This is a genomic window from Reyranella sp. GW821-FHT14A01 (assembly GCF_058803965.1).
The window spans coordinates 10-25,178 of record NZ_JBXAPM010000006.1 but is presented as its reverse complement, the minus strand read 5'-3'; the positions used below and the strand labels follow the sequence as shown (position 1 = coordinate 25,178).

Sequence of the window (25,169 nt, the reverse complement as noted above, 5' to 3'; positions counted from 1 at the left end):
ATGATGCGGCGGCTTGTTCTGGCGGCGATTCTCGTGGGATGCGGTGCGGCGACGTCCTTGGCCCCGGCCGCGCAGGCGCAGGGGCTTCCCAACTCGCGCAGCGAGCTGGCCTATTCCTTCGCCCCGCTGGTGAAGAAGGTCTCACCGGCGGTGGTCAATATCTATACGACCACCACCGCCCGCGTGCAGCGCCGCCTGCCGTTTCCTTTTCCCGGCATGCCCCAGCAGGGCGGCGACCGGGTGCAGAACTCGCTGGGTTCCGGCGTGCTGGTGCGCCCCGACGGGCTGATCGTCACCAACGCCCATGTCGTGAAGGGCGCCGACGAGATCCGCGTCGTGCTGGCCGACCGCCGCGAATACGAGGCGAAGCTCATCACACAGGACGAACGCTATGACCTCGCCCTGCTGCGCATCGAGGGCGTCGAGGAGAAGTTCCCCTTCCTCGAGCTGCGCGATTCCGATTCGATCGAGGTCGGCGACGTCGTGCTGGCGATCGGCAATCCGTTCGGCCTGAACCAGACGGTGACCAGCGGCATCGTCTCGGCCGTGGCGCGCAGCGCCGGCGGCATCAACGATTCGAACTTCTTCCTCCAGACCGACGCGGCCATCAATCCCGGCAATTCCGGCGGCGCGCTGGTCTCGCTCGACGGCAGGCTGATCGGCATCAACACGGCGATCTATTCGCAGAGCGGCGGCTCGGTGGGCATCGGCTTCGCCACGCCGTCGAACATCGTCGAGCGCATGATCTCGACCGGCACGACGGGCGGCCGCATCGTGCGGCCGTGGCTGGGCGTCAGCATGCAGAGGGTGACGCCCGACCTCGCCTCGGGCTTCGGCCTGTCGCGGCCGGCAGGTCTCGTCGTCAAGGAAGTCTATACCAGCGGGCCGGGCGCGGATGCCGGCCTCAAGCGCAACGACGTGATCGTGGGCATTCGCGAACAGGTCATCGACGACGAGGCGGCGCTGCGGTTCAGGTTGTCGACGCTCAACGTCGGTACGACCGTCCCGGTGAAGGTCATGCGCGGCGGCAAGGAAGTGATCGTGCAGCTGAAGCTAGCGGCGCCGCCCGAGGATCCGCCGCGCGACCTGTCCTTGCTCGAGGGACGCCAGCCCTTGTCGGGCGCCTCGGTCGTCAACATGTCGCCGGCCGTCGCCGAGGAGATGGGCTTGGCCGAATGGCGCCCCGGCATCATCATCGTCGAGGTGAAGAACGGCGCCTATGCCGGCCGCTTCGTGCGTCCCGGCGACATGATCCTGGCGGTCAACGGCCAGGAGGTGAAGAACGTCGCCGATCTCAAGAAGCGCGTCGCCAGCGGCATCACCAGTATCAACGTCGGCCGCGACGGGGTGGTCTTTCCCGTCCAGTTCCGTTGAGTCCATGAACATGTCGGGTCGTCGTGCCGGCTGAACTCTTCGCCTCGCTCGCCCCGACTCCGCTGGCCGAACGCCTGCGCCCGAAGGTGCTGGGCGAGATCCTGGGCCAGGATCACCTGCTCGGTCCCGAGGGACCGCTCGGCCGCATGCTGGAGGCCCGCAAGCTCGGCTCGCTGATCCTGTGGGGGCCGCCGGGCTGCGGCAAGACCACCATCGCCCGCCTGCTCGCCGAGGCCGTGGGCCTGCATTTCGAGCCGCTGTCGGCGGTCTTCTCCGGCGTCGCCGACCTGCGCCGCATCTTCGAGGCGGCCCGCCAGCGCCGCAAGGACGGCAAGGGCACGCTTCTGTTCGTCGACGAGATCCATCGCTTCAACCGCGCCCAGCAGGACGGCTTCCTGCCCTATGTCGAGGACGGCACGGTGACGCTGATCGGCGCCACCACCGAGAACCCGTCCTTCGAGCTGAACGCCGCGCTGCTGTCGCGCTGCCAGGTGCTGGTCCTGCGCCGCCTCGACGACAATGCGCTATCCGCGCTGCTGGCGAGGGTCGAGGAGGCGATCGGCCGTCCGCTGCCGATCGACGAGACGGGCCGGCAGGCGCTGTTCGCCATGGCGGATGGCGACGGCCGCTACCTGATCGGCCTCGCCGAGCAGCTCGCGCAACTGAAGGACAAGGGGCCGGTACCGCCGTCGCGGCTGGCGACGCTCCTGCAGAAGCGTGCGCCGCTCTACGACAAGGCGCAGGAGGCGCACTACAACCTGATCAGCGCGCTGCACAAGTCGCTGCGCGGCTCGGATGTCGATGCCGCGCTCTACTGGTTCGCGCGCATGCTCGACGGCGGCGAGGACCCGAAATACATCGCCCGCCGCCTGGTGCGCTTCGCCGTCGAGGATATCGGCATGGCCGACCCGCAGGCGCTGACGCAGACCTTGGCGGCGTGGGAGACCTACGATCGGCTGGGCTCACCCGAGGGCGAACTGGCGATCGCGCAGGCGGTGATCTATCTCGGCACCGCGCCGAAATCGAATGCCGGCTACGTCGCCTTCGGCGCGGCCAAGCGCGCCGCCAAGACGCACGGCTCGCTCACGCCGCCGATGCATATCCTGAATGCGCCGACCAAGCTCATGAAGGAGATCGGCTACGGCAAGGGCTACGAGTACGACCACAATGCCGCCGACGGCTTCTCCGGCCAGAACTACTTCCCCGACGGCATGGCGCGCGAGGAGTTCTACCAGCCGGTCGAACGCGGCTTCGAGCGCGAGATCCTGAAGCGCCTCGACTACTGGAAGAAGCTCAGGGAAAAGAAACGTTGATCATTGGAGCGCGCAACTCCAGTTGCGCTCTTGTCTTGGTTGTTAACGAAGCTTGAGCGCAACTGGAGTTGCGCGCTCCAATGAGACGACTCAGGGTTTCGCCATCGCCCGCACGACACGCCTGTCGCGGCCATAGACGTCGTCGCGGAACGTCGGGACCCCGTCGGCATTGGCGCTGACGGTGCGGTAGGTCACGTAGAGCGTGATCGGCTCGGGGAAGGTGTAGTGGGCCTGCTGGCCGTCCTTGATCACCTGCTGGACCCGGTCCTTGTTGAAGCCGTTCTTGCCGTTGAAGACCTTCTCGACGAAGTCGAGCGGGTTCTGCAGGCGGATGCAGCCATGGCTGAAGTTGCGGCTGCCCTCGGTGAACAGCCAGCGGCTCGCCGTGTCGTGCATGTAGATGCCGTACTTGTTGGCGAACGGGAAGAAGATGTAGCCCAGCGCGTTCGCCGCGCCCGAATCCTGCCGGATGCGGTAGGGGAAGGCCTTGGGATGGATCGAGTTCCAGTCGATCGTGTTGGGATCGAGCTCGTCGTCGTTGTTCCAGCTCGCGAAGATCTTGAAGCCGCTGCCCGCCAGGGCGTTGGGATCGCGGCGCAGGATCGGCAGGTACTCCTCGCCGGCGATCGACGGCGGCACCGTCCAGTACGGGTTGGTCTGGAAGCCGCGCATGGTCGACTGGATCTCGGGCGTCGGGTCCTTCGGCGTGCCGACGATGACCTGGCTCTGGAAAGCGACTTTGCCCTCGTTCACGAACATCATCGAATAGTCGCCGGTGTTCACGTAGACGAAGCGGCTGCCGAGATCCTCCGGCAGCCAGCGGCGGCGCTCCAGGTTGGCGACGATCTGCTCGATGCGCTCGTCGAGCGTGGTGTTGAGCGAGCGGACGGTCTTGGCGCCGATGACGCCGTCGACGGTCAGGCCCTTCATCTCCTGGTACGACTTCACGAGGCCGACCAGCGGCTCGTCGTAGAGCTCGACGACGGCACCGGCCGGCGGGACCGTGAAATCGAGCTCGGCCAAGCGCTTGCGCAGGATGGGCACGCGAGGGTCGACCATGCCGGGCTTCAACGCGGTGCCGTCGGGCATCGCCGTGTAGGTGACCTTGCCTCGCTTCTCGCGCCACGCGGCCAGCGCCTTCTGCAGCGCCGGGTAGTCGCCCTTGGGCGGCAGCGAGGCGAGATAGGCGGCGAAGTCGGGCGCCGAGGCGGCCGCCTGCAGCAACGCGTCCTTGTCGGCCTTGCGCTGGATGATGTCGATGTCCTTGTCGACCCGGTTGGCGCGCACGCGGCCGGTCGAGACGTCGCTGGCATAGGCTGCGAAAGCGGCCGACAGCAGCGCTTCGGCCGCGGTCGGATCGGCGCCCGGCGCCATCGCCTTCTCGACGTCGGCAGGGTTGTACCAGTTGGGATCCAATCCGTGATCGCCGGCGCTGCGGAGCGCCTTCAGCAGGGCCTCGGCGCGCGCCGTCGCGGGAGCCGATCCGGTCCACACCACGCCTGAAGCGTAAGAGGACGATGCTCCCGAAAACGAGAGCGCGAACGCCAGGAAAGCGGCGAAAAAATTGAAACGATTCACAGCGGGAACATAGCCGGAATCGGCCGATTCGTCCATCAGCCGGCGAAACCGTGGGCCGCCAGGAAGTTCAAAAGATCGGCACTGGCACGCTGTTTCAGTTCCGCCGTTCCGCCGCCCGCCCGGGCGCCGCGGGTGACGCAATGGCTGCGTGCCCAGGCCTGGAAGTCGGGCTCCTTCAGGGCTTGCCCGAGCGCGGGCACGAAATGGCTGCCGTCATCCTCGATCAGGTTGCGGCAGCACGACCAGTTCTCGGCGTCCTTGATGTCGAAGACGGGGCCGAGCGATTCCCAGCCGTGATGGGCGCTGCCATAGACCTTCACCCGGATCCGGCCGTTGCCGGCGGCACGCATGCGCTCGGCATACTCGATCGCCAGTTCCGCCGGCGTGTAATCGTCCTTGGCGGCGAGCATGAAGAACATCGGCCGCCCATGCGTGGTCGGATCGCGATGCTGCGCCGTCGCGCCGGGGCAGAGGGCGACGTGGATGTCGAACAGGTGGGGAAAACCGTGCCGCCAGCGCTGCCGCACGGCGATGGCGGCGTTGAGCGTCGCCACGCCGCCCTTGGAGACGCCCATGATGCCGATGCGCGCCGGATCGAGGCGCGGATCGTCACGAAGAAGGGCGAGGGCGGCAAAGGCGTCGCCCTCCATCTGCGCCGCCGAGACCAGGCTCTGGTCGGCCACCGTGCGCCGTACGCCGCGCCCCTTGAAGCTGTCGACGATCAGCGCCGCCGTGCCTGCGCCATTCAGGAGGTCGGCGTAATAGTGCTCGCGGTGGCGCTGGACGCCGGCGCTGCTGGTCAGGATCACCATGCACGGCAGCGGTCCCGGCCGGTCGGCGGGAATATGCAGGGTCGCGGAAATTCGCGCCGGACGGGAGGCCGTCGGATGGTCGAACGTCAGCGTGTCGAATGACACCGATTCCATGGACCCTGTGTAGCTTGTCCCGTAGGTTGTGCGCCATGAGCCAGAGCCCCGCCACTGGTGGTACCCGTCAGGTCCAGGTCCGCGCCGTCACCGATGACGAGGCAGACATGCGCCTCGACCGCTGGTTCCAGCGCCATTTTCCCGAGCTGAGCCACGGCGCGCTGCAGAAGCTGCTGCGGACCGGCCAGGTCCGGATCGACGGCAAGCGGGCCGAGGGCAAGGATCGCGTCGAGCCGGGCCAATCGATCCGGCTGCCCCCGGGCGTCCTGAATTCGCCGGCGCCCAAGCCGCGGCCTGCCATTCCGGGTCCGACCATCTCGGATCGCGATGCCGCCGAAATCCAGAAGATGGTCATCCATCGCGACGATCACGTGATCGTGCTCAACAAGCCGCCGGGCCTCGCCGTCCAGGGCGGCAGCGGGACGGAAAAGCATGTCGACGGCATGCTGGACGGGCTGCGCTTCGGCTTCGAGCAGCGGCCCAAGCTGGTCCACCGGCTCGACAAGGACACCAGCGGCCTGCTGCTGATCGCGCGCACGGGCCAGGCGGCCAAGCACCTGACCGCGTCGTTCCGCGATCGCGAGACCGAGAAACTCTACTGGGCCATCGTGGTCGGCGTGCCGCCCAAGAAGGAGGGCGCGATCAACCTGCCGCTGGCCAAGCGACCGGGCGCCTTCGATCGCGAACTGATGCAGGTCGACGAGGAGAACGGCCAGAAGGCGCTCACCCATTTCCGCGTCCTCGATAGCGCCAGCCGGCGGGCGGCGTTGCTGGCGCTGTGGCCGCGCACCGGCCGGACCCATCAGCTTCGCGTCCATTGCGCCGCCATCGGCTGTCCGATCCTGGGCGACCGCAAATACGGCGGCGAGGAAGCGTCGTTGTCGACCATTGCCGACTCGCGCAAGCTGCACCTCCATGCCCGCCGCCTGTTGCTGCCGCACCCGTCGGGCAAGGGCGAGCTGAAGGCCGAGGCCGAACCGCCACCTCACTTCCGCCGTACCGTCGAGGCATTTGGCTTCTCTACGGACGGTGTTTGAGCGAGAATCGGTCGGGATGCGGATTCCCTGGAAGCGAGTGGCGGTGATCATGGCGGTGGCGGTGCCGATCGCTGCCGTCGTCGGCGTCGTCTGGGCCGCTACCCGGGACCTGTCGCGCTATCAGGCGCGGCTGACGGAACAGGTCCGCAAGGTCACCGGCCGCGAACTGGCCGCTCGCGTGCCGCTCACCGTGAAGCTCGGCAGCGAGCCGGCGATGGTTGCCGAAGGCGTGACGCTCTCGAACGCCCCCTGGGGATCGCGCCCCGATCTCGCGCGCGTGCGTCGCATGACGCTCTACCTCGATCCGTTCTCGCTGTTCCTGGGCGAGGTCAAGATCGGCAAGATCGTGCTCGAGGGCGCCGACATCCTGATCGAGCGCAACGAGGTCGGCGATGCGAACCTCGACATGCTGCCGCCGCCCGACGGGTCGGGGCCGCATCCCGGCGAGAACCGGTCGCTCCGGCTGCGCACCTCGGCGGCTTTTCCCTGGATCGACAACGTCGAAGTGCGCGATTCCGTCCTGACCGTCTCGGAAGGGCCCGGGCGGCCGCCCGTCGTACTCGATATTCCCAACGCGACCTTCAAGTCGCCGGCGCCCAACCAGGCGCTGCAGGTCGAGGGACGATTTGGCGTGGCGCAGGGCGTGCCGATGGGCCTCACGGGCACCGCGGGATCGTTCAACGGCTGGATGGCCGGATTGCCCGGCAATATCGACCTGCAGGGCGGCTTCGGCGAGGGCAAGATCTCGATCAAGGGCAGCATCAACGCCAAGGGCACGTCGCTGCAGATCAATTCCGAAGGTCCGGACGTCTCGGTGTTCGGGCCCTACATTCGCCTGCCCGTCCCGGTGGGTGGCCCCTATCTGATGAACACCAAGGCCTCGACGCAACGCAATGGCTTCAAGGTCGAGGTGACGGCGCTGAAGGTCGGTTCGAGCGAGGCGGCGGGCGAGGCGCTGTTCCGCGTCGACCGCAAGGGCACGCCGACCATCGTCGTGAACGCCGACATCACGCGCCTCGACGTTTCCGAGCTGAAGGCGCCGCCGGCCGGCGCGGCGCCCGCCGCGCCGTCGACGGCCCCGATGCAGCAACCGCGCCTCATTCCGGCGCTGCCGTTCGTCGCCAACTGGCTCGGCCGGTCCGCCCTGTCGGTGACGGTGCGGCTGGGCGAAGTGGTGGGCCTCGGCGCCAAGATGCAGAACGCCTCGGTGACGCTGGCCTCGGGCGAAACACGCTTCACGTTCCGTGCGGCGGCGACCGTGGGCGGCGGCTCGGCCGGTGTCGACCTGGTCTACGATCCGGCCGGCCGTCTCGGGCAGACCACGCTGACGGCGACGGCCAACCGTGTGTCGCTCGGCGAACTGTCGACCTTGCTGGGCCTCGATCTCGGCCTGCGCGACGGTGTTGCCGATCTCGACCTCCGCCTGCGCGGCGCCGGCCGCACGACGCGCGATGCGCTGAACTCGGCCAGCGGCTCGATCGACGTCTCGATGGGCAAGGGACTGTGGCCGCACAGCCAGCTCGCCAACTGGCCGCCGGAAACGCAGAAGCTGCTCGGCGGCACCGAGGCGGGCGTGCCGTTCAATTGCATCGCCAGCCGCTTCGAAGTGAGCGGCGGTGTCGCCAATCTCCGCCGGCTGGTCGTCGACACGCCGCGCGGCGTGCTGGTCGGCGGCGGCTACCTGCACCTGCGCACCGAAGGCTGGGAGTTCATCGTGGCGCCCGAGGCGCGCGACAACCAGAACGCGGCCCTCGCCACGCCGATGCGCATCAAGGGCGGGGCGGGCAAGCAGACCGCCAGCGCCGTCGATCCCAACCTGTCCAAGCTGCTGGTCGGCGGCGGCCCGATCCCCAGCCTCGTGGCACAGGTCGCCCAGGCCGGCCGCACGGCCGGCGCCAACGCCTGCGCCGCCCTGGCGCCGCGCGTGGAAGCCCTGCGGCCGGGGCTTCGGGCGCAGATGCCGGCGCCGGTCTCGGACACGCGCCAGCGGGCTTCGCGGCCGCAGGGGCAAACGCCCGGTCCGCAGCGCAGTCAGGGCCGCTAACCGCAGTCTTGTCGTCGGGCCTGCCCGGCGTGTAAGCCCGACGCCACGATGCGCCGTTCGATCCGTGGGTTCCGCATCGTGGCTTAGTCGGGAACTGAATGAAGCGCTTCTACAAGGATACGGACGTCGATGCGGGCGAGGGCGGTTTTCGCATCCTGCTCGACGGCAAGCCGATGCGGACGCCCGCCAAGGCAACGCTGGTCGTACCGACGCGGGCGCTGGCCGAGGCGATCGCGGCCGAATGGGCCGGCGTGCCGGACAAGGCCGAGATCAACGCGGCCCACCTTCCCCTCACGCGGCTCGCGGCGACCGGCATCGACCGCGTCGTCGCGCGGCGCGACGAGGTGATCGCCGATACGGCGAAATATGCCGGATCGGATTTGCTCTGCTACCGCGCAACGGCACCGGACAGCCTGGTGACATTGCAGCGGGAGCGGTGGCAGCCGTTGCTCGATTGGGCCGCCGAGCGCCACGGCGCCCGGTTGACCACAGCCGAGGGCATCGGCTTCGTCGAGCAGCCGGAAGATGCCAGGGCGAGGCTGCATGCGGCGGTGGCGGCACACGGCGATCTCGCCCTCTCCGCGCTCTACAACCTCACGCACACGGCGGGCTCTGTCGTGATCGCGCTGGCGGTATCGGACGGCCGCCTCGACGCGGCCGGCGCCTTTGCCGCCGCGCAGATGGACGAGCTCTATCAGGTCGATCGCTGGGGTGACGATCCGTTGGCGGAGAAGCATCGCGAAGGCGTGCGCAAGGATATCGAGGCGTGCGCGCGCTTTCTTGGATTGTTGGAAGACGCGCGACTGCGCGGATGAGAGGGATCATGGGAGCGGGCAAGAAGCTGCGGCAGGTCATGGCGGACAAGGGCCTCGTCGAGGCGATGGCGGCGCACAGTCCGTTGTCGGCGATGCTGGCCGCCGAAGCAGGATTCGACGCGATCTGGGCGTCGGGCTTCGAGCTGTCGGCGATGTACGGCGTGCCGGATGTCAGCGTCGTGTCGATGACCCAGCATCTCGACATGACGCGCGCCATGGTCGATCGCTCGGGCCTGCCGGTGGTGGCCGACATCGACACCGGCTTCGGCAATGCCATCAACGTCCTCTATGCCGTCGAGCAGTACGAGCGCGCGGGCGTCGGCGCGATCGTGATGGAGGATAAGAGCTTCCCCAAGGTCACCAGCCTGATCGCCGGCGGCCGCCAGGACATGGTCCGCATCGAGGAGTTCCAGGGCAAGATCGAGGCGGCGCGTTCGGCGCGGCGCGATCCCGACCTCGTGGTCGTCGCCCGCACCGAGGCGCTGATCGCGGGGCTCGGTCAGGACGAGGCGCTGAAGCGGGCGCGGGCCTACGAGGCGGCGGGCGCCGACCTGATCCTGGTCCATTCCAAGCAGAAGACGCCCGACGAGATCGAGTCTTTCATCAAGGCCTGGGACGGCAAGGTGCCGATCGCGCTGGTGCCGACCGCCTATCCGCAGATGACGGTGGCGCGGGTGCGCGAACTCAAGAAGGTCGGCCTGCTGATCTGGGGCAACCACGCGATCCGCGCGGCGGTCGGCGCCATGCGGAAGACCTTCGCCCAGATCCGCAAGGACGGCGGCATCCACGGGGTCGAGGCGAGCATCGCCACGGTCGACGAGGTGTTCGATTTGCAGGGAATGGGAACGGTGAAGGACAACGAGAAGAGATTCCTCCGCTAGACGCGATCAATTTATTGGCCGAAAACTGACCGAGGGCCGGAGATTTAGATGCAGAAAATGTTGGAAGAACTCGAGCGCAGGCGGGCAGCGGCGCGGCTGGGCGGCGGCGAGCGCCGTATCGAGGCGCAGCACGCCAAGGGCAAGCTGACGGCCCGCGAGCGCATCGATGCGCTGCTCGATCCGGAGTCGTTCGAGGAATACGACATGTATGTCGAGCATCGCTCGATCGATTTCGGCATGGAGAACCAGAAGATCCCGGGCGACGGCGTGGTCACCGGCCACGGCACGATCAACGGCCGGCTGGTCTATGTCTTCAGCCAGGATTTCACGGTCTTCGGCGGGGCATTGTCGGGCATGCATGCCACCAAGATCTGCAAGATCATGGATATGGCCATGAAGGTCGGCGCGCCGGTGCTGGGCCTCAACGATTCGGGCGGTGCGCGCATCCAGGAGGGCGTCGATTCGCTCGCGGGTTACGCCGACGTCTTCCAGCGCAACGTGCTGGCCTCGGGCGTGATCCCGCAGATCTCGATGGTCATGGGCCCCTGTGCTGGCGGCGCGGTCTACTCGCCGGCGATGACCGACTTCATCTTCATGGTGAAGGACAGCTCCTACATGTTCGTCACCGGCCCCGACGTGGTGAAGACCGTCACGCACGAGACGGTGACGCAGGAGGAGCTGGGCGGCGCGCTCACCCACACGCAGAAGTCGGGTGTCGCCGATCTCGCCTACGAGAACGACATCGAGGCGCTGCTGCAACTACGCCGCTTCGTCGATTTCCTGCCGTCGAACAATCGCGAGAAGGCGCCGGTCCGCACGACGCTCGACCCGATCGACCGCGACGATCCCTCGCTCGATACGCTGGTGCCGGAAAATCCCAACAAGCCCTACGACATCAAGGAGCTGATCCTGAAGGTCGTCGACGAGGGCGATTTCTTCGAGCTGTCGCCGGAATGGGCCGCCAACATGGTGGTGGGCTTCGGCCGCATGGCCGGCCGCACGGTCGGCTTCGTCGCCAATCAGCCGATGGTGCTGGCGGGCTGCCTCGACATCGACAGTTCGCGCAAGGCGGCGCGTTTCGTGCGCTTCTGCGATGCCTTCAACATCCCCATCGTGACCTTCGTCGACGTGCCGGGCTTCCTGCCGGGCACCACGCAGGAGTTCGGCGGCATCATCAAGCACGGCGCCAAGCTGCTCTACGCCTATGCCGAGGCGACCGTGCCGAAGGTGACGGTGATCACCCGCAAGGCCTATGGCGGCGCCTACGACGTGATGGCGTCCAAGCACCTGCGCGGCGACGTGAACTATGCCTGGCCCGGTGCCGAGATCGCGGTGATGGGCGCCAAGGGCGCGGTCGAGATCATCTTCCGGTCCGATGTCGGCGACGCCGCGAAGATCGCGGCGCGCACCGAGGAGTATCGCGAGAAGTTCGCCAATCCGTTCGTGGCGGCCAACCGCGGCTTCATTGACGACGTGATCATGCCGCACGGCACGCGCCGCCGGGTCTGCAAGGCGCTGGCCACGCTCGAGACCAAGAAGCTCGAGAATCCGTGGCGCAAGCACGGCAACGTCCCTCTGTGACGGGAACCACGTGCATCTCTCTCCAGAGGAACGCATGAGGCGCGGCCGGATCGTGCGCAAGCACCTGATGGTGGGGCTTCTCGCGCTGCTCGTGATCATCCCGCTGAATTTCATCGTGAGCCGTCAGTACCCGTGGTGGCTCTGGGTCCTCATCGTCTGGCTGCCCCTGATCGGCGCCCACTCACTGTGGGCCAGGGGCTTCTTCGATCGCAGAAAAGAAGGAATGTGAGCATGGCCGCCAAGAAGAAGGTCGCCAAGGTCGCCGCGAAGAGTGCGCCCAAGAGCGCCGCGCGCACCAAGAGCGTGAAAAAGGCCCCGACGAAGGAGCCGGCGGCCCCGACGCCGACAACTGGTGGGCCGCTGTTCGACAAGATCCTGATCGCCAACCGCGGCGAGATCGCCTGCCGCGTCATCCGGACCTGCAAGCGGCTCGGCATCAAGACCGTGGCGGTCTATTCCGAAGCCGACGCCGACGCGCTGCATGTGCGCGAGGCCGACGAAGCGGTGCTGATCGGACCGCCGCCCTCGGCGCAGTCCTACCTGCTGATCGACAAGATCGTCGAGGCCTGCAAGCAGACCGGCGCCCAGGCCGTGCATCCGGGCTACGGCTTCCTCTCCGAGAAGGAGGCCTTCCAGAAGGCGCTGGCCGAAGCCGGCATCGCCTTCATCGGTCCCAACGCCCACGCCATCTACGCCATGGGCGACAAGATCGAGTCCAAGAAGCTCGCCCAGAAGGCCGGCGTCAGCACGGTGCCGGGCTATCTCGCGGCGATCCCCAATGCCGACGAGGCGGTGAAGATCGCCCAGAAGATCGGCTACCCCGTCATGATCAAGGCTTCGGCCGGCGGCGGCGGCAAGGGAATGCGCATCGCCTGGAACGATGCCGAGGCGCATGAGGGCTTCGGCTCGGCGACCAACGAGGCCAAGGCCTCGTTCGCCGACGATCGCGTGTTCATCGAGAAGTACATCGAGGAACCGCGCCACATCGAGATCCAGCTCATCGCCGATGGCCACGGCAACTGTATCTATCTCTGGGAACGTGAGTGCTCGATCCAGCGCCGTCACCAGAAGGTGATCGAGGAGGCGCCGAGCCCGTTCCTCGACGCCAAGACGCGCAAGGCGATGGGCGAGCAGGCCGTGGCACTCGCGAAGGCGGTCCAATACAAGAGCGCCGGCACCGTCGAGTTCATCGTCGACAAGCACCGCAAGTTCTACTTCCTTGAGATGAACACTCGCCTGCAGGTCGAGCATCCGGTGACCGAGCTGATCACCGGCCTCGACCTCGTCGAGTTGATGATCCGCGTGGCGGCCGGCGAGAAGCTGCCGTTCCAGCAGAAGGACGTGAAGCTGCAGGGCTGGGCCGTCGAGGCGCGCCTCTACGCGGAAGACCCTTTCCGCAACTTCCTGCCGTCGACCGGCCGCCTCGTGAAGTATCGCGAGCCTGCGCCGGGCCCCGAGGTTCGCGTCGATACCGGCGTCTACGAGGGCGGCGAGATCTCGATGTTCTACGACCCGATGATCGCCAAGCTCTGTACGCACGGAAAGACGCGCAACGAGGCGATCGATCGCATGCGCCGCGCGCTCGACGAATTCTATGTCCGCGGCGTGTCGCACAACGTGCCGTTCCTGGCGGCGCTGATGGCCCATCCGCGCTTCCGGGCGGGCAACCTCACGACCAACTTCATCGCCGAGGAATTCAAGGGCGGCTTCACCGCTGCCCATCTGCCGCCGAAGGATCCGGCCATGCTGGCGGGCGTTGCGGCCGTGATTGACCGCATTTGTGCTCTGCGCGGAAGGAGTACGCTCGCCAAGTGGAACACATGGGCGGAAATGGTTCCGGCAGAAAAAGGTAGCGTCGTCATGCTCAACCGGGAGCCGATGGCGGTCACCGCGTATGGCTATGACGAGGACTTCTGGGTCCTGGTGGGCGAGCGCAGAATTATCGTCAAGGGTCGCTGGAAGCCTGGTGACCCACTGTTTCATTGCCTGGTCGATGATCAGCAGGTTGCCGTGCAAGTCGACACACTCGGCTCTGGCTGGCGATTGACGCATGAGGGTGGTCAGGCCGACGTGCTGGTGCTGACGCCGCGCCAGGCCGAACTCTATGCGCTGATGCCGGTCAAGGCCGCGCCCGACACGTCGAAGTTCCTGCTGTCGCCGATGCCGGGCCTGCTGGCCTCCGTGGCGGTGAGCGAGGGGCAGGAGATCAAGGCGGGCGAAGCGCTGGCTGTGGTCGAGGCGATGAAGATGGAGAACGTGCTGCGCGCCACGCGCGACGGCACGGTGAAGACGCTGCACGCCAAGGCGGGCGACAGCCTGAGGGTCGACCAGAAGATCATCGAGTTCGCCTGAGCCCGATGGCCTTGCAGGCGCGCCTCACGATTACGGGCCGGGTGCAGGGCGTGGGCTATCGCGATTGGGCGATGGCCACGGCACAGCGGCTCGGCCTCAACGGCTGGGTGCGCAATCGGTCCGACGGTTCGGTCGAGGCGCTGATCGTTGGCGACGACGATGCGGTCGGCAAGATGATAGAGGCCTGCCGGCGTGGTCCGTTCTTAGCGCAGGTGGATGCCGTCGATGTCGAGCCGGTCGACCTCGACGTCCTGCCGACGGGCTTTACGCGGCTGCCGACGGCCTGATTTCGCCGAACACTTCCTCAAAGGTCTCGGCCAGGGCGGCATCGAGGTCGGCCAGGGTCACCGGCAGGCCGAGATCGACCAGCGACGTCACGCCATGGTCGGCGATGCCGCAGGGAACGATTCCCGCATAGTGCGAAAGGTCCGGCTCGACGTTGATCGAGATGCCGTGGAACGCCACCCAGTGGCGGATGCGTACGCCGATGGCCGCGATCTTGTCCTCGCGCGGCGTGCCGTCGGGCAGCGGCGGCTTGTCCGGCCGCACGACCCAGACGCCGACGCGGCCTTCGCGCCGCTCGGCCCTCACGTTGAAGCGGCCGAGCGTGCGGATCGTCCATTCCTCGAGGTCGGACACGTAGCGGCGCACGTCTTGGCGGCGCGCCCGCAGGTCGAGCATCACATAGGCCACCCTCTGGCCGGGTCCGTGATAGGTGTACTGGCCGCCGCGGCCGGCGACATGGACCGGAAAGCGCGCGGGCTGCAGCAGGTCCTGGGTGCGGGCGCTGGTGCCCGCGGTGTAGAGCGGCGGGTGCTCCAGCAGCCAGACCATTTCGTCGGCCTGTCCCGCCCGGATGTCGGCGACCCTCGCCTCCATGGTGGCAAGGGCCTCGTCGTAGGGGACTGCGCCGTCGGAGATGCGCCATTCGGGGCTGTTCATTGTGGCAAAATCGGTACTTCCGAACCTTCATGCAAGCCCGCCTTGCCACTGGTGGGGCGATTTGGTATCCCCCGCGCCATCGATCCGGCGCGGCCATGGCGGAATTGGTAGACGCGCTAGCTTGAGGTGCTAGTGCCGCGAGGCGTGGAAGTTCGAGTCTTCTTGGCCGCACCATCGCCGGTTCGAACGAAAAGGTAGAGGTCGCCGCCTGTTGGTAAATGCCAACCGGCGGCCCTTTTTGTTTTCAGGCGAGGAGATGAGCTTTGGCCGACGATCTCAGCGAAAGCGCTCTCCGCTACCATCGCCTGCCACGACCCGGGAAGATCGAGGTCGTCCCGACCAAGCCGCTGGCGACCCAGCGCGACCTCTCGCTGGCCTATTCGCCCGGCGTAGCGGCTGCCTGCAACGAGATCGTGCGCGATCCCGCGACGGCCGCCGAACTCACCGCCCGGGCCAACCTGGTCGCCGTCGTGACCAACGGTACGGCCGTGCTGGGCCTCGGTGCGATCGGGCCGCTGGCCGCCAAGCCGGTGATGGAAGGCAAGGGCGTCCTCTTCAAGAAGTTCGCCGGCATCGACGTCTTCGACCTCGAACTGGCCGAACTCGATCAGGAGAAGCTGGTCGACATCGTGGCCTCGCTGGAACCGACCTTCGGCGGCATCAACCTCGAGGACATCAAGGCGCCGGAGTGCTTCTACGTCGAGCAGAAGCTGCGTGAGCGCATGAAGATCCCGGTGTTCCACGACGACCAGCATGGCACTGCCATCATCGTTGGCGCGGCACTGCTCAACGCCCTGTCGCTGGTCGGCAAGGACATCGCCAAGGTGAAGCTCGTCGTGTCGGGCGCCGGTGCCGCGGCGCTGTCGTGCCTCGGCGTACTCGAGAAGCTCGGCCTGCCGCGCGAGAACATGTGGGTCACCGACATCGCCGGCGTGGTCTGGAAGGGCCGCAACGAGCAGATGGACCCGTGGAAGGAGCGCTACGCGCGCGACACCCAGGCCCGCACCCTGGGCGAGGTGATCGGCGGGGCCGACGTGTTCCTGGGCCTGTCGGCGGCCGGCGTGCTGAAGCCCGAGATGGTGGCCAAGATGGCGGCCAGGCCGCTGATCTTCGCGCTGGCCAATCCCAACCCGGAGATCACGCCGGAAGACGTCGCCAGCGTGCGCGACGATGCCATCATGGCGACCGGCCGCAGCGACTATCCCAACCAGGTCAACAACGTCCTCTGCTTCCCCTATATCTTCCGCGGCGCACTGGATGTCGGCGCGACGACCGTCAACGACGAGATGAAGATCGCCTGCGTGCGGGCGCTGGCGTCGCTCGCGCGCAAGGAGCCGTCCGAGGTCGTGGCCCGCGCCTTCGGCGACCAGGCGGGTGGTTTTGGACCGACCCAGATCATTCCCAAGCCGTTCGATCCGCGCCTGATCGTCGAGCTGGCGCCGGCCGTCGCGAAGGCTGCGATGGACAGCGGCGTCGCCACGCGGCCGATCAGCGATTTCGACGCCTATCGCCAGCAGCTCAGCCAGTTCGTCTTCAAGTCCGGCCTGATCATGCGGCCGGTGTTCGAGCAGGCGCGCAGTGCGCCCAAGCGCGTGATCTTCAGCGCCGGCGAGGACGACCGTGTCCTGCGCGCCGTGCAGATCATCCTCGATGAGGGCATCGCCAAGCCGATCCTGATCGGCCGGCCGGAGATCGTGCGCCGCCGCGCCGAGCGTCTCGGCCTGCGCTTCCAGCCGGGCGTCGATGTCGAGCTGGTCGATCCCTCCAAGGACGCGCGCTACGACAAATACTGGGGCGCCTATCACGAGCTGATGGAACGGCGCGGCGTCACCGAGCCGACGGCCCGCAACCTCGTGCGCTCCAGCCCGACCTTGATCGCCGCGCTCGCGGTGAAGCTCGGCGATGCCGACGCGATGATCGCCGGCGCCTATGGCCGCTTCCGCACTCACCTGGCCCATGTGCGCGACGTCATCGGCCAGCGCGAGGGCGTGAAGAACATGGCGGCGCTCAGCCTGCTGGTCATGCCGACCCGCTCGCTGTTCATCGCCGACACCTACGTGAACTACGATCCCGATCCGGAGACCCTGGCCGAGATCACGTTGCTGGCGGCCGACGAAGTGCTGCGCTTCGGCATCCAGCCCAAGGTCGCGCTGATCTCGCATTCGAGCTTCGGCAGTTCCGAGCATCCCTCGGCCAAGAAGATGGCGGCGGCCGTCAAGATCCTCCACGAGCGCGCCCCGACGCTCGAAGTCGACGGCGAGATGCACGGCGACGCCGCGCTGGATGTCGAGATCCGTAACGGCGTCTTTCCGCGCTCCCGGCTCAAGGAAGTGGCGAACCTCGTGGTCTGCCCGTCGCTCGACTCCGCCAATATCGCCTTCAATCTGCTGAAGGATGGCGCGGACGGCCTGCATATCGGCCCCATGCTGCTCGGCACCGACCTGCCGGCGCATGTGCTCACGCCGTCGGTCACCGCCCGCGGCATCCTCAACATGACGGCGCTGGCCGTCGTCGAAGCCCAACGCCTCGCTGAGGCGCGTGGATGAGCGGCGAGATCGATCTCGTCGATGAAGTCACGCCGGACCTCGTCCGGCGAGTTGAGGCGGCCCTTGTCGAGAACAGGCCGGAGGATGCGCGGGGGCTGCTGGCCAACCTCAGCGCCACCGGCCAGGCCTCCATCCTCGAGCAGGTCTCGGAGCTCGAACGCGAGAAGCTGGTCGGCGTCCTCAAGGACGACCTCGATCCCGAGGCGCTGACCGAACTCGACGAGGAAGTCCTCGAGGACGTTCTCGAGCATCTCGACAGCAAGGAGATCGCCGCCGCTGCGCGCGAACTCGAGGCCGACGATGCGGCCACCATCCTCGAAGACCTGTCGGAGGACGAGCGGCAGGAAGTTCTGGCTGAGCTGCCGGCCGACGAACGCGCCGACATCGAGCGCGCGCTGGCCTATCCCGAATACACGGCCGGACGACTCATGCAGAGTTCGCTGGTCAAGGTCGCCGATACCTGGACGGTGGGTCAGGTGATCGACTATTGCCGCGAGGCGACCGACCTGCCCGACGACGTTTACGATATTTTCGTCGTCGATGCGGCCGGCAGCCTGCGCGGCTCCGTACCGCTCGGTCGCATGCTGCGTACCAAGCGGCCGGTGCAGGTCCTCGACATCGTCGATCCCGATATCCCGTCGCTGCCGGCCATGGCCGAGCAGGCCGAGGTGGCGCACGTCTTCCGCGACAAGAACCTGGTCTCATGCCCGGTCGTCGACAATGACGGACGGCTGCTGGGCGTGATCATGGTCGACGACGTGGTCGACGTGATCGACGAGGAGGCCGAGGAAGACCTGCTCATGATGGGCGGCGTCGGTTCCGACGACATGCATGCCGACACGGTGACGACGGCCCGGCTGCGCGCGCCCTGGCTGCTGGTCAACGTCGCGACCGCCCTTGTGGCGTCTTTCGTCATCAGCCAGTTCGAGGACACGATCGAGAAAATCGTGATCCTGGCCGCTCTCATGCCGATCGTGGCGTCGATGGGCGGCAATGCCGGCATCCAGACCGTCACCGTCACGGTGCGCGCCCTGGCGATGGGCGAGCTGACCGCTGCGAACGGGATGCGCTTCATCGCCAAGGAAGCAATGGTCGGCAGTCTCAACGGATTGTTGTTCGCGCTGCTGCTGGCCGCGGGTGTGGTCCTGATTTTCCACGATTGGCGGCTGGGGGGCGTGATCGCCGCGTCCATGGTCTGCAATCTCATCGCGGCGGCGCTGGCGGGCTCGCTGATCCCCCTCGGCCTGCAGAAATTCGGCGTCGACCCGGCCGTCTCGTCGACCGTGTTCCTGACCATGGTCACCGACGTGACCGGCTTCCTGACCTTCCTGGGCCTCGCGACGATCTTCCTGCTTTGAGGTATCGTCCCAGGCGGAGGTGCTTCATGTCGGCAATCTTTCGCCTGATGGGTGCATTCGTCCTGCTGCTGGCGGCTGCAACGGCTGAGGCGCAGAACAAGGTGCCGTCCGACCGCGTGCTGGAAGCGCTGGTCAAGGCCTCCCTGCTCAGCCTCAACGACGCCAACGTGACCGGCAACTACACCGTGCTGCATGCCAAGCTCTCCAAGCCATTCCGCGAGCAATTCCCGCCGGAGAAGCTCAAGGAGACGTTCAAGGAGTTCAGCCGGGGCAACGCCGATTTCGACATCATCGCGGCCATGCTGCCGACCTACGACCCGCCGCCGGGGGTCGACGGTGACGGCAAGCTGGTGGTGAAGGGCAGTTTCCCCACGGAGCCGTCGCGCCTGCTCTTCGAGCTGGAGTTCATTCCGTCGGATGGCGAGTGGAAGCTGATCCGTATCCACGTCAAGCTGGGCTCCAAGTCCTGAGTTAGGCCCCCAACAGGTAAGACAGATCATGATCCCGAATGCGATGCCGCCGTTCGATTTCGGCCTGGGCGAGACCGCCGACGCGCTGCGCGACCAGGTCCAGCGTTTCGCCTCGACCGAGGTCGCGCCGATCGCCGCCGAGATCGACAAGACCGACCGGTTCCCGCGCGAACTCTGGCCCAAGATGGGCGAGCTCGGCCTGCACGGCATCACCGTCGAGGAGGAATTCGGCGGCTCGGGCCTCGGCTACCTGGAGCATGTCATCGCGGTCGAGGAGATCAGCCGCGCCTCGGCCGCAGTCGGCCTGAGCTACGGCGCGCATTCCAATCTCTGCATCAACCAGATCCGCCGCACCGGCACCGACGAGCAGAAGAAGCGCTTCCTGCCCAAGCTGATCTCCGGCGAGCATGTCGGCAGTCTCGCCATGAGCGAAACCGGCGCCGGCTCCGACGTCGTGTCGATGAAGCTCAGGGCCGAGAAGAAGGGTGACCGCTACGTCCTGAACGGCACCAAGATGTGGATCACCAACAGCCCCGACGCGCAGCTGATCGTGGTCTATGCCAAGACCGATCCCGCGGCCGGGTCGCGCGGCATCACCACCTTCATCGTCGAGACCGACCGCAAGGGCTTCAAGGTCGCGCAGAAGCTCGACAAGATGGGCATGCGCGGCTCCTCGACCGGCGAGCTCGTGTTCGAGGATTGCGAGATCCCCGAGGAGAACGTGCTGGGCGCGGTGGGCAAGGGCGTCAACGTGCTGATGAGCGGGCTCGACTATGAGCGTGCCGTGCTGGCCGCGGGACCCATCGGGATCATGCAGGCCGCGATGGATATCGTCGTGCCCTACGTCCACGAGCGCAAGCAGTTCGGCCAGGCGATCGGCGAGTTCCAGCTCGTGCAGGGCAAGCTCGCCGACATGTACACGACCATGAACGCCTGCAAGTCGTATGTGTACGCCGTCGCCAAGGCCTGCGACCGCGGCCAGACCACGCGCAAGGATTCGGCCGGCGCGATCCTCTATGCCGCCGAGAAGGCCACGCTGATCGCCCTAGACGCCATCCAGCTCCTGGGCGGCAACGGCTACATCAACGACTATCCGGCGGGCCGCCTGCTGCGCGACGCCAAGCTCTACGAGATCGGCGCCGGCACCAGCGAAATCCGCCGCATGCTGATCGGCCGGGAACTGTTTGCCGAGACGGCGTAAGCCGCTCGACAGCACCTGGTTGGGCTCAAATTTTTTCCAGGCCGGCACTTGAAGGCTCATTGACCCTACCTAGATCCTCTGCCGGCGGCGCTTCCGGTGTCGCCCCGGCGGTCGCCCCTCGGGGGACTGCTTCGCAAACACATCGCTCAAGAGTGGAGGATGAACATGCGCACAGCTTTCGATTTTTCGCCGTTCTATCGCGACACGGTCGGCTTCGACCGGGTGTTCAACATGCTCGATTCGGCCGTCAGCCAGGGCCCGCAGGGCTATCCGCCTTACAATATCGAGAAGGCGGGCGATGACAGCTACCGCATCGTCATGGCGGTGGCGGGCTTCGGCGAGGCCGAGCTGAGCATCACGCAAAAGGAGGACGAGCTTCTCGTCACCGGCAGGTCGCAGCCGGGGGCTGAGGAGAAGGAATACCTCTACCGCGGCATCGCGGCCCGCGAGTTCGAGCGCCGCTTCCAGCTCGCCGACCACGTGAAGGTGGTGGGTGCCAGCCTCGCAAATGGCCTTCTGACGATCGAGCTGAAGCGCGAGATTCCGGAGGAGAAGAAGGCCCGCGCCATCCGCATCGAAGCGGGCTCGGCGCCGCGCATCACCAGGCAATAGGCCTCACGGTCAACGGGGTGGGGGCGTCCGCTGCGACGGCGGTGGGCGCTCTCCATCCGATCCATCGCATTTAGGAGGTTCGTCATGATCGCAAGGTCGGCAGCCTACCGGCCTGAATGGTCCTCAGACCTGACTGCCCAGGTCGATGGCGCTGAAGCTTTTCCGCCTTGTGGCTACGCAGGAACGATCGACCGGCCGCCGCGTGGCCGCATCCTGATCGTCGAGGACCAGCTGCCGCTGGCTCTGGAAATGCAGAAGCACCTGCGAGACGCGGGTTATCGCATCGTCGGTCCAGCAGGAAGCCAGAGCGAAGTGGAACGTCTTGTCAAAGCCGGCCGCCTCGACGCGGCTGTAATAGACGTGGAGTCTCGCCGAAGTGCCCCCTTCGCAGTTGCAGACTGGCTGGCAGCCGAACAGGTGCCTTTCGCGGTGATTGCCAGTGACGCGAGCAACCTGCCGCATGAGCTTGCGCTACGGCCCCTGATTACCAAGCCGGTCTCGCCACGTGCGCTGGTGGACACCGTCGACCAGATGGTCAACGGCAGCCCCGGAGCAGTGGTGATTCCATACACCAAGGGGCCAAGGTTGTTTCCCCAGCTCTAGATAAGACGCCGATGGACTGGCGCTGGCTCTATTGTGGCACTACGCCCTGAGAAGCCGGCGCCAGATCCGGTGGTCGCCGGTACGAGGAAGTCGGCGTTTGACGGACGGCGGTTATACGTACACACTGTGTATGTAAATCATGCCGCGTTACCTTACCGAACAAGACATCGCCGATTTCCGGGCCGAGCTGTGCCGGGTGGCCACGGAGCGTTTCGCCCGCTTCGGCTATGAGGGCGTCACCATGCGCCAGCTCGCCGAGGCGCTGGGCTGCAGTCCCAAGACGCCCTACCGCTACTTCAAGGACAAGGCCGACATCCTGGCAACGGTGCGGGCGCAGGCCTTCGCGCGGTTCGCCGAAACGCTGGAAGCCGCCGCGGCCAATGCCGACGGACCGCTCGACAGTGCGCGCCGCGTGGGCGATGCCTATCTGCGCTTTGCCGCCGATCATCCGCATGCCTATCGCATCATGTTCGACATCAACCAGCCGATCGACGACGAGCATCCCGAACTCAAGCACGTGGCCTCGCGGGCGCGAACCTTCATCACCCAACAGGCCGAAGAAATGGCGAAGGCCGGCCTGATCGACGTCGATCCCGCCATGTTCGGCTGGTCCATGTGGATGGCCGCGCACGGCCTGGTCATGTTGCAGCGGGCGGGCATGCTGGAGCATGGCCCGGACTATCGGGCGCTGGCGAGCTTCCACGGCACCCTGATGTTCAAGGGTGCGCTGGCCGATCCAAAGAAGACGGGGAAGAAGCAATGACGGCAGGTGTCACGGCGGGCGACCGGTTCCGCGGCTGGGCGGAGATCAGGGACAATGCGGCGCGTGCCGCCGGCGGGCTCTCGGCGCTGGGCGTCGGCGAGGACAGCGCCGTGGCGCTGATGCTGCGCAACGACTTCGCGACCTTCGAAGTGAACATGGCGGCGAGCCAGATCGGCGCCTATGCCGTGCCGATCAACTGGCACTTCACGCCCGAGGAGGCGAACTACATCCTGCGCGACAGCGGCGCATCGGTCCTCGTGGCCCATACCGACTTGCTGGCGCAGATCGCGGGCGGCGTGCCCGAGGGCGTGACGGTCTTCGCCGTGCCGACACCGAACGAGATCGCCGCCGCCTATGGCGTCACGGCCGAGAAGCGGCAGGTGCCGGCGGGCACCGAACCGTGGGACGCGTTCGTGGCGGGCTCGACGCCGCGCACCGAGCCGCCCCGCGCGGCGCGCGGCAGCATGATCTACACCTCGGGCACCACCGGGCGGCCCAAGGGCGTGCGCCGGCAGCCCAGCACGCCCGAGCAGCAGGCCGCGGCGGCGCAGGAGGCGGCCTTGTTCTGGGGGCTGAAGCCCGACCCGGAGATCGTCGTGCTGATGAACGGGCCGATGTATCACTCGGCGCCGTCGGCCTACGGCAATGCCAGCTCCCGGCTCGGCCTGCACATGGTGCTGCAGCCGCGCTTCGAGGCCGAGGACATGCTGCGGCTGATCGACAAGCATGGCGTCACCCATATGCACATCGTGCCGACCATGTTCGTCCGCCTGCTGCGCCTGCCGGCCGAGGTGCGGGCGCGCTACGGCGTCTCGTCGCTGCGTTTCGTGAGCCATGGCGCGGCCCCCTGCGCGCCGGCGGTGAAGCGCCAGATGATCGAATGGTGGGGGCCCGTCATCAACGAGTATTACGGCGCCACCGAGACCGGCGTCGTTGTCTGGCACGGCTCCGAGGACGCGCTGCGCAAGCCCGGCACCGTGGGCCGCGCGGTGCCCGGTGCGACGGTGCGCGTCGTCGACGAGCAAGGGCACGAGGTGGCGACGGGCGAGGTCGGCGAGATCTATGTGCGCGGCCCGCACCTCGCGGACTTCACCTACAACAACGACGACGCCAAGCGGCGCGAGGTGGCACTCGGTCAGCTCGTGACGGTGGGCGATATCGGCTACGTCGACGCCGACGGCTTCCTGTTCCTGTGCGACCGCAAGCGCGACATGATCATCTCGGGCGGCGTGAACATCTATCCGGCGGAGATCGAGGGCGTCCTGATCCAGATGCCGGGCGTGCGCGATTGCGCGGTGTTCGGCATCCCGGACGAGGAGTTCGGCGAGCAGATCTGCGCCCATGTCGAGCCGCTGGCCGGCGCCAGCCTCGACGCGACCGCCGTGCGCGCCTATCTGGCTGAGCACCTGGCGCGCTACAAGGTGCCGAAGGTGGTCGAGTTCAGCGCCGCGCTGCCGCGCGAGGATTCGGGCAAGATCTTCAAACGCAAGCTGCGCGCTCCATATTGGGAGAGAGCGGGCCGCAGCATCTGAGGAGTTCCATGGCCGACGACGACGTCACCCTGTCCGGCGGGCTGAAGGGCAAGCTGATCGACAGCAAGCAGAAGTGGGCCGAGGAAGGCCGCCTGCTGACCGGCAAGACCGCGGCCCATTCGGAGCGCCTGCCGCCGGGGCAGCGCCTGGTCGAGACCTGGCCCGTCCTCGACCTCGGCATAAAGCCCGAGATTCCCACCCATGCCTGGCGCCTGTTCGTCGACGGCGAGGTCGAGGCGCCGGTGACGCTGAAGTGGGACGAGTTCAACAAGCTGCCGACGACCCGGCTCACGACCGACATCCACTGCGTCACCGCCTGGTCGCGCTACGACAACAGGTGGGAAGGTGTCAGCGCCCGCGACCTGATCGCCCTGGTGAAGCCCAAGGCGTCGGCGCAGCATGTCATTTTCCATTCCTACGACACCTACAAGACCAACGTGCCGCTGGCCGACTTTGCGGCCGATGACGTGATGCTGGCCTGGAGCTGGAACGGCGAGCCGATCAGCCGCGAACATGGCGGGCCGCTGCGGGTCGTGATCCCCAGGCTCTATTTCTGGAAGAGCGCCAAGTGGATCAAGCGCATCGAATTCTCCGAGCTCGACAAGCCAGGCTTCTGGGAAGTGCGCGGCTATCACAACTATGGCGACCCGTGGCTGGAACAACGCTATGACGACGAAATCTGAAGGGGAGGCCTGACATGGGCGCGCACGATTTCAGCTTCACGACCATCGACGGCAAGCCGCTCGACCTGAAGAGCCTCGCCGGCAAGCCGATCCTGCTGGTGAACGTCGCCTCCTATTGCGGGTTCACGCCGCAATACACCGACCTGCAGGCCCTGCATGAGAATTATGGCCCGCGCGGCCTCGTGGTGCTGGGCGTGCCGTGCAACGATTTCGGCGCGCAGGAGCCGCGCGACGAGGCTGAGATCGCGAAGTTCTGCGAGACGATGTACGACGTGACGTTCCCGCTGACCGCGAAGCAGAAGGTGATCGGTCCCGAGGCCCACCCCCTCTACAAGTGGATCGCGGCGGAAGCGGGTGAGGGCGCGGCGCCCAAGTGGAACTTCCACAAGTACCTGATCGGCAAGGACGGCAGCCTGCAGGGCGCCTGGCCAAGCCGCGTGCGCCCGGTCGCGAACGAGATCACCTCGGCGATCGAGGCAGCGTTATAGGTCCCTCATTGGAGCGCGGGCCATAATTCTCATGCAGGGCCTGCAGGTCGGTGTATTGCGGCGTGAACCC

At 66.9% G+C, this 25,169-nt stretch carries 23 protein-coding genes and 1 tRNA gene; 21 read left to right on the top strand and 3 right to left on the bottom strand.

Going from position 1 to position 25,169, the window contains the following annotated elements:
• Positions 1-1,374, top strand: a complete 1,374-nt coding sequence (locus tag AC1ROX_RS11415) for a Do family serine endopeptidase (RefSeq protein WP_493125512.1) — start codon at positions 1-3, stop codon at positions 1,372-1,374.
• Between the two features lie 23 nt (positions 1,375-1,397).
• Entirely contained in the window at positions 1,398-2,687 is a 1,290-nt protein-coding gene (locus tag AC1ROX_RS11410; RefSeq protein WP_493125510.1) for a replication-associated recombination protein A, read from the top strand.
• Between the two features lie 90 nt (positions 2,688-2,777).
• Here AC1ROX_RS11410 and AC1ROX_RS11405 read toward each other — a convergent pair whose 3' ends face one another.
• Both AC1ROX_RS11405 and AC1ROX_RS11400 read right to left on the bottom strand, forming a co-directional pair.
• Positions 2,778-4,181: a L,D-transpeptidase family protein gene (locus AC1ROX_RS11405; RefSeq protein WP_493125508.1), complete on the bottom strand. Its 1,404-nt coding sequence runs from the start codon at positions 4,179-4,181 to the stop codon at positions 2,778-2,780.
• Between the two features lie 119 nt (positions 4,182-4,300).
• Complete coding sequence (locus AC1ROX_RS11400; protein WP_493125506.1) at positions 4,301-5,191, bottom strand: dienelactone hydrolase family protein; 891 nt, start codon at positions 5,189-5,191, stop codon at positions 4,301-4,303.
• 35 nt (positions 5,192-5,226) lie between these two features.
• On the opposite strand from AC1ROX_RS11400, the gene AC1ROX_RS11395 reads away from it, so the two are divergent.
• From AC1ROX_RS11395 to AC1ROX_RS11360, 8 genes are all read left to right on the top strand, one after another.
• Complete coding sequence (locus AC1ROX_RS11395; protein ID WP_493125504.1) at positions 5,227-6,228, top strand: RluA family pseudouridine synthase; 1,002 nt, start codon at positions 5,227-5,229, stop codon at positions 6,226-6,228.
• Between the two features lie 16 nt (positions 6,229-6,244).
• Positions 6,245-8,272, top strand: a complete 2,028-nt coding sequence (locus tag AC1ROX_RS11390) for an AsmA family protein (protein ID WP_493125502.1) — start codon at positions 6,245-6,247, stop codon at positions 8,270-8,272.
• Positions 8,273-8,370: 98 nt separating this feature from the next.
• Positions 8,371-9,087, top strand: a complete 717-nt coding sequence (locus AC1ROX_RS11385) for an ATP12 family chaperone protein (protein ID WP_493125500.1) — start codon at positions 8,371-8,373, stop codon at positions 9,085-9,087.
• Between the two features lie 8 nt (positions 9,088-9,095).
• The gene (locus AC1ROX_RS11380) at positions 9,096-9,968 is read left to right on the top strand and encodes a phosphonopyruvate hydrolase (protein WP_493125498.1); all 873 of its coding nucleotides are present in this window, start codon (positions 9,096-9,098) and stop codon (positions 9,966-9,968) included.
• 48 nt (positions 9,969-10,016) lie between these two features.
• Entirely contained in the window at positions 10,017-11,549 is a 1,533-nt protein-coding gene (locus AC1ROX_RS11375) for an acyl-CoA carboxylase subunit beta (RefSeq protein ID WP_493125496.1), read from the top strand.
• A 34-nt stretch (positions 11,550-11,583) separates the two neighbouring features.
• On the top strand, positions 11,584-11,778 hold the full coding sequence (locus tag AC1ROX_RS11370) for a hypothetical protein (protein WP_493125494.1): 195 nt from the start codon (positions 11,584-11,586) through the stop codon (positions 11,776-11,778).
• Positions 11,779-11,909: 131 nt separating this feature from the next.
• Entirely contained in the window at positions 11,910-13,901 is a 1,992-nt protein-coding gene (locus AC1ROX_RS11365; protein ID WP_493126139.1) for an acetyl-CoA carboxylase biotin carboxylase subunit, read from the top strand.
• A 5-nt stretch (positions 13,902-13,906) separates the two neighbouring features.
• On the top strand, positions 13,907-14,188 hold the full coding sequence (locus tag AC1ROX_RS11360; RefSeq protein ID WP_493125492.1) for an acylphosphatase: 282 nt from the start codon (positions 13,907-13,909) through the stop codon (positions 14,186-14,188).
• On the opposite strand, the gene lipB is transcribed toward AC1ROX_RS11360, so the two are convergent.
• Positions 14,166-14,843: a lipoyl(octanoyl) transferase LipB gene (gene lipB / locus AC1ROX_RS11355; RefSeq protein ID WP_493125490.1), complete on the bottom strand. Its 678-nt coding sequence runs from the start codon at positions 14,841-14,843 to the stop codon at positions 14,166-14,168. The two genes, AC1ROX_RS11360 and lipB, sit on opposite strands and share 23 nt — an antisense overlap.
• Positions 14,844-14,932: 89 nt before the next feature.
• On the opposite strand from lipB, the gene AC1ROX_RS11350 reads away from it, so the two are divergent.
• The 11 genes from AC1ROX_RS11350 (at position 14,933) to AC1ROX_RS11300 (ending at position 25,099) form a co-directional block, all read left to right on the top strand.
• A tRNA-Leu gene (locus tag AC1ROX_RS11350) sits at positions 14,933-15,017 on the top strand.
• Between the two features lie 89 nt (positions 15,018-15,106).
• Complete coding sequence (locus AC1ROX_RS11345) at positions 15,107-17,389, top strand: NADP-dependent malic enzyme (protein ID WP_493125488.1); 2,283 nt, start codon at positions 15,107-15,109, stop codon at positions 17,387-17,389.
• Entirely contained in the window at positions 17,386-18,747 is a 1,362-nt protein-coding gene (gene mgtE / locus AC1ROX_RS11340; RefSeq protein WP_493125486.1) for a magnesium transporter, read from the top strand. Before AC1ROX_RS11345 ends, mgtE begins: the two co-directional genes overlap by 4 nt.
• A gap of 26 nt (positions 18,748-18,773) precedes the next feature.
• On the top strand, positions 18,774-19,217 hold the full coding sequence (locus AC1ROX_RS11335) for a hypothetical protein (protein WP_493125484.1): 444 nt from the start codon (positions 18,774-18,776) through the stop codon (positions 19,215-19,217).
• 28 nt (positions 19,218-19,245) lie between these two features.
• Entirely contained in the window at positions 19,246-20,418 is a 1,173-nt protein-coding gene (locus tag AC1ROX_RS11330; protein WP_493125482.1) for an isovaleryl-CoA dehydrogenase, read from the top strand.
• 165 nt (positions 20,419-20,583) lie between these two features.
• Positions 20,584-21,030 carry an Hsp20 family protein gene (locus tag AC1ROX_RS11325; protein WP_493125480.1) on the top strand — a complete coding sequence of 149 codons (447 nt, stop codon included), beginning with the start codon at positions 20,584-20,586 and terminating at the stop codon, positions 21,028-21,030.
• An 84-nt stretch (positions 21,031-21,114) separates the two neighbouring features.
• On the top strand, positions 21,115-21,633 hold the full coding sequence (locus AC1ROX_RS11320; protein ID WP_493125478.1) for a response regulator: 519 nt from the start codon (positions 21,115-21,117) through the stop codon (positions 21,631-21,633).
• A gap of 139 nt (positions 21,634-21,772) precedes the next feature.
• Positions 21,773-22,396: a TetR/AcrR family transcriptional regulator gene (locus tag AC1ROX_RS11315; protein ID WP_493125476.1), complete on the top strand. Its 624-nt coding sequence runs from the start codon at positions 21,773-21,775 to the stop codon at positions 22,394-22,396.
• Positions 22,393-23,928: an acyl-CoA synthetase gene (locus tag AC1ROX_RS11310; RefSeq protein WP_493125474.1), complete on the top strand. Its 1,536-nt coding sequence runs from the start codon at positions 22,393-22,395 to the stop codon at positions 23,926-23,928. Before AC1ROX_RS11315 ends, AC1ROX_RS11310 begins: the two co-directional genes overlap by 4 nt.
• Before the next feature lie 8 nt (positions 23,929-23,936).
• On the top strand, positions 23,937-24,611 hold the full coding sequence (locus AC1ROX_RS11305; RefSeq protein ID WP_493125472.1) for a sulfite oxidase-like oxidoreductase: 675 nt from the start codon (positions 23,937-23,939) through the stop codon (positions 24,609-24,611).
• 14 nt (positions 24,612-24,625) lie between these two features.
• Positions 24,626-25,099, top strand: a complete 474-nt coding sequence (locus AC1ROX_RS11300; protein ID WP_493125470.1) for a glutathione peroxidase — start codon at positions 24,626-24,628, stop codon at positions 25,097-25,099.
• The last annotated feature ends 70 nt before the right edge of the window (positions 25,100-25,169 follow it).

Coding starts and splice junctions, on each gene's coding strand:
- AC1ROX_RS11415 (WP_493125512.1), top strand. CDS start 1: ATGATGCGGCGGCTTGTTCTGGCGGCGATTCTCGTGGGATGCGGTGCG.
- AC1ROX_RS11400 (WP_493125506.1), bottom strand. CDS start 5,191: ATGGAATCGGTGTCATTCGACACGCTGACGTTCGACCATCCGACGGCC.
- AC1ROX_RS11395 (WP_493125504.1), top strand. CDS start 5,227: ATGAGCCAGAGCCCCGCCACTGGTGGTACCCGTCAGGTCCAGGTCCGC.
- AC1ROX_RS11390 (WP_493125502.1), top strand. CDS start 6,245: ATGCGGATTCCCTGGAAGCGAGTGGCGGTGATCATGGCGGTGGCGGTG.
- AC1ROX_RS11385 (WP_493125500.1), top strand. CDS start 8,371: ATGAAGCGCTTCTACAAGGATACGGACGTCGATGCGGGCGAGGGCGGT.
- AC1ROX_RS11380 (WP_493125498.1), top strand. CDS start 9,096: ATGGGAGCGGGCAAGAAGCTGCGGCAGGTCATGGCGGACAAGGGCCTC.
- AC1ROX_RS11375 (WP_493125496.1), top strand. CDS start 10,017: ATGCAGAAAATGTTGGAAGAACTCGAGCGCAGGCGGGCAGCGGCGCGG.
- AC1ROX_RS11370 (WP_493125494.1), top strand. CDS start 11,584: ATGAGGCGCGGCCGGATCGTGCGCAAGCACCTGATGGTGGGGCTTCTC.
- AC1ROX_RS11360 (WP_493125492.1), top strand. CDS start 13,907: ATGGCCTTGCAGGCGCGCCTCACGATTACGGGCCGGGTGCAGGGCGTG.
- lipB (WP_493125490.1), bottom strand. CDS start 14,843: ATGAACAGCCCCGAATGGCGCATCTCCGACGGCGCAGTCCCCTACGAC.
- mgtE (WP_493125486.1), top strand. CDS start 17,386: ATGAGCGGCGAGATCGATCTCGTCGATGAAGTCACGCCGGACCTCGTC.
- AC1ROX_RS11335 (WP_493125484.1), top strand. CDS start 18,774: ATGTCGGCAATCTTTCGCCTGATGGGTGCATTCGTCCTGCTGCTGGCG.
- AC1ROX_RS11330 (WP_493125482.1), top strand. CDS start 19,246: ATGATCCCGAATGCGATGCCGCCGTTCGATTTCGGCCTGGGCGAGACC.
- AC1ROX_RS11325 (WP_493125480.1), top strand. CDS start 20,584: ATGCGCACAGCTTTCGATTTTTCGCCGTTCTATCGCGACACGGTCGGC.
- AC1ROX_RS11320 (WP_493125478.1), top strand. CDS start 21,115: ATGATCGCAAGGTCGGCAGCCTACCGGCCTGAATGGTCCTCAGACCTG.
- AC1ROX_RS11315 (WP_493125476.1), top strand. CDS start 21,773: ATGCCGCGTTACCTTACCGAACAAGACATCGCCGATTTCCGGGCCGAG.
- AC1ROX_RS11310 (WP_493125474.1), top strand. CDS start 22,393: ATGACGGCAGGTGTCACGGCGGGCGACCGGTTCCGCGGCTGGGCGGAG.
- AC1ROX_RS11305 (WP_493125472.1), top strand. CDS start 23,937: ATGGCCGACGACGACGTCACCCTGTCCGGCGGGCTGAAGGGCAAGCTG.
- AC1ROX_RS11300 (WP_493125470.1), top strand. CDS start 24,626: ATGGGCGCGCACGATTTCAGCTTCACGACCATCGACGGCAAGCCGCTC.